We start from the raw sequence: 1,947 nt of genomic DNA, 5'->3' as shown, positions 1-1,947 counted from the left end.
ATCATATAGTCAAACATTCTATTCGATATAAATACCACAATCGAAGCTTTTTTCATTAGATTGTACAACAATTCTACCCCAATCATGCTCCCATTGAAATCCATATGGGGGATTGTTAATTTTGAGCTTAGGGCTTGAGGTTATTTCATTCTGAACCCATGATATCAAACGCTGCTGCTCATCCGATAAATTACTTAGACTAGCCCTTTTATCCCAATCCGCTAGAGTTTTATAAAAACTTCCATCCTTACTAGTAAGGAATATTAATGGAGAAAAAGAAAATACTGAAGGCCTCAGTTCCAATATGAAAACTTGATCTTTCCATTTAATATTATCGATAGCGAAATAAAAAGGACCTACTGTAGTAAACGGCGAGAAGAACTTGTAAAATGCGGAATTTTTAAAAGTATCAACATCTTTTAATTCGATGGGGTAGTTGTTGATTGCTACAAATCCAGTATGAACATCAAGTTTCATTTCTAACATATCTAAACCACTTTGTCTGGAAGTGACTACGTTAAATTCCAAACTATATATGCCCCATGATTAAATGACTTTGTCTCATATGAGACTGAAACCCGCTCCCACTCAAAGTTCCACCTAATGATGTCTGTTTTCGTGGTATCAGGAGTGTCCAGGTTTAGTGATTCTTTCAGCCAATCAGACAAGCTTTTCACTGATTCATTTAGCATGTTAATATTAGTTCGGGCATTCCAATCATTTAATAATTTATAGTATTGACTGTTTTTATCAACAAGATGAAGCATAAAAGGAAAACCATAGCACACAGGGCGTATAGTAACTTGAAATTCTCTTTCAAAAAACGCTAGTGAGTCAACAAGGTAGTGATTTGGTATGATTTTCTTTATAGCTCTCTGCTTTACTAATCCGTGGTATAAATCACACCTACAAAGGCCTTCTTCAGTATCAATTTTCAAAGGCAGACCATCAATATTTAGTTCACCTGTGATCGCTTTAAAATTTAATTCAATCATGTTGCCCTATTCTACTTTTGAATGCCGATCACGAGATTGTAACTAAATCAACTACAACATGATGGCATCCATATAAAGAAGCATTTCCGCGTACAGATTACAGGTGTTATATGCAAGGCTCACACTGCATTTTCCACTACGAAAATAAAATTCACCTGCATCAATTATTGCATTACGCCACACCGTTATAACCATTTCAATCTAATCTACATAACAATAAACCCTTATTGCCAATGGTGCAATAAATCAATCCACATTTCTTTTTCTCCTGAGATAAATTTAATGTTATCTCTATTTTCTTTTACATACTGCATGTACGTTTCATAAATAGCTCTTATAGTCACGGTTTTTTCAGAGCCAGAACCTTCAATCAAAGTCATTAGTTTTTCTAAATAAATTGATGAATCCACTCTTTCGTTGAAAAAAACCTTGAGATAATCGAGTACTTCATCATATGAATCGTAATTCATTATTCCTCCGGAAGAATATGAATTTTGTCGAAAGTAATTGTCCGTTTGTCTGCATGCATTTGTTCTACGCCACCGTTTTCATATTGCGGATAAGCATGCGTAAATTGTTCTAATGGTGCACCAATTTCATCTCCAAACGTTCTTGAATGCCTCTCTTGAGGAGTACCGTTTTCATAAAGTTGCAATGTATCAAACGTTCCTCTAATCCTTGCATCACTCCAAGAGACATCCGCTAGTAAAGTTGGCTCAACCTTATCGGGACCTTTTATCTGAAACGCATCACGAGTAGCTTTACCCGTTTCAAATTTTTCGAATCTAAAATACGTTACGGGCGCTTGTTTTGTTTCGAGAAGACCAGGAACCAATTTATCTAAACTGCCATCGTCATTCAAATATCGAACATAACGATAAGCAGTTGTTGGCATAGAATCAGGCAAGTTTCGTGCGGAAGGGAAAGATTACATCGTTAAAGATGGCGACGT

At 35.8% G+C, this 1,947-nt stretch carries 4 protein-coding genes; all 4 read right to left on the bottom strand.

The window, feature by feature from the left end; translation table 11 throughout:
• Positions 1-18: 18 nt before the first annotated feature.
• The 4 genes from IM284_RS23035 to IM284_RS23580 all read right to left on the bottom strand — a co-directional run bounded on the left by IM284_RS23035 (position 19) and on the right by IM284_RS23580 (position 1,890).
• On the bottom strand, positions 19-486 hold the full coding sequence (locus IM284_RS23035; protein ID WP_047368727.1) for a hypothetical protein: 468 nt from the start codon (positions 484-486) through the stop codon (positions 19-21).
• A 26-nt stretch (positions 487-512) separates the two neighbouring features.
• On the bottom strand, positions 513-995 hold the full coding sequence (locus IM284_RS23030; RefSeq protein ID WP_048338870.1) for a hypothetical protein: 483 nt from the start codon (positions 993-995) through the stop codon (positions 513-515).
• A 224-nt stretch (positions 996-1,219) separates the two neighbouring features.
• Positions 1,220-1,465, bottom strand: coding sequence for a hypothetical protein (locus IM284_RS23025; protein WP_047368728.1), 246 nt, complete (start codon positions 1,463-1,465; stop codon positions 1,220-1,222).
• A complete protein-coding gene (locus IM284_RS23580) occupies positions 1,465-1,890 on the bottom strand; it encodes a hypothetical protein (protein WP_226838972.1) in 426 nt (141 codons plus the stop codon). Before IM284_RS23580 ends, IM284_RS23025 begins: the two co-directional genes overlap by 1 nt.
• Positions 1,891-1,947: the final 57 nt, after the last annotated feature.

It is taken from the genome of Enterobacter cloacae complex sp. P12RS, from assembly GCF_014895875.1.
Classification (GTDB): domain Bacteria; phylum Pseudomonadota; class Gammaproteobacteria; order Enterobacterales; family Enterobacteriaceae; genus Enterobacter; species Enterobacter bugandensis.
The sequence above is the reverse complement of the archived record's forward strand: the minus strand, read 5'-3'. Positions and strand labels throughout refer to the sequence as shown.

Coding starts and splice junctions, on each gene's coding strand:
- IM284_RS23025 (WP_047368728.1), bottom strand. CDS start 1,465: ATGAATTACGATTCATATGATGAAGTACTCGATTATCTCAAGGTTTTT.
- IM284_RS23035 (WP_047368727.1), bottom strand. CDS start 486: ATGTTAGAAATGAAACTTGATGTTCATACTGGATTTGTAGCAATCAAC.
- IM284_RS23580 (WP_226838972.1), bottom strand. CDS start 1,890: ATGCCAACAACTGCTTATCGTTATGTTCGATATTTGAATGACGATGGC.
- IM284_RS23030 (WP_048338870.1), bottom strand. CDS start 995: ATGATTGAATTAAATTTTAAAGCGATCACAGGTGAACTAAATATTGAT.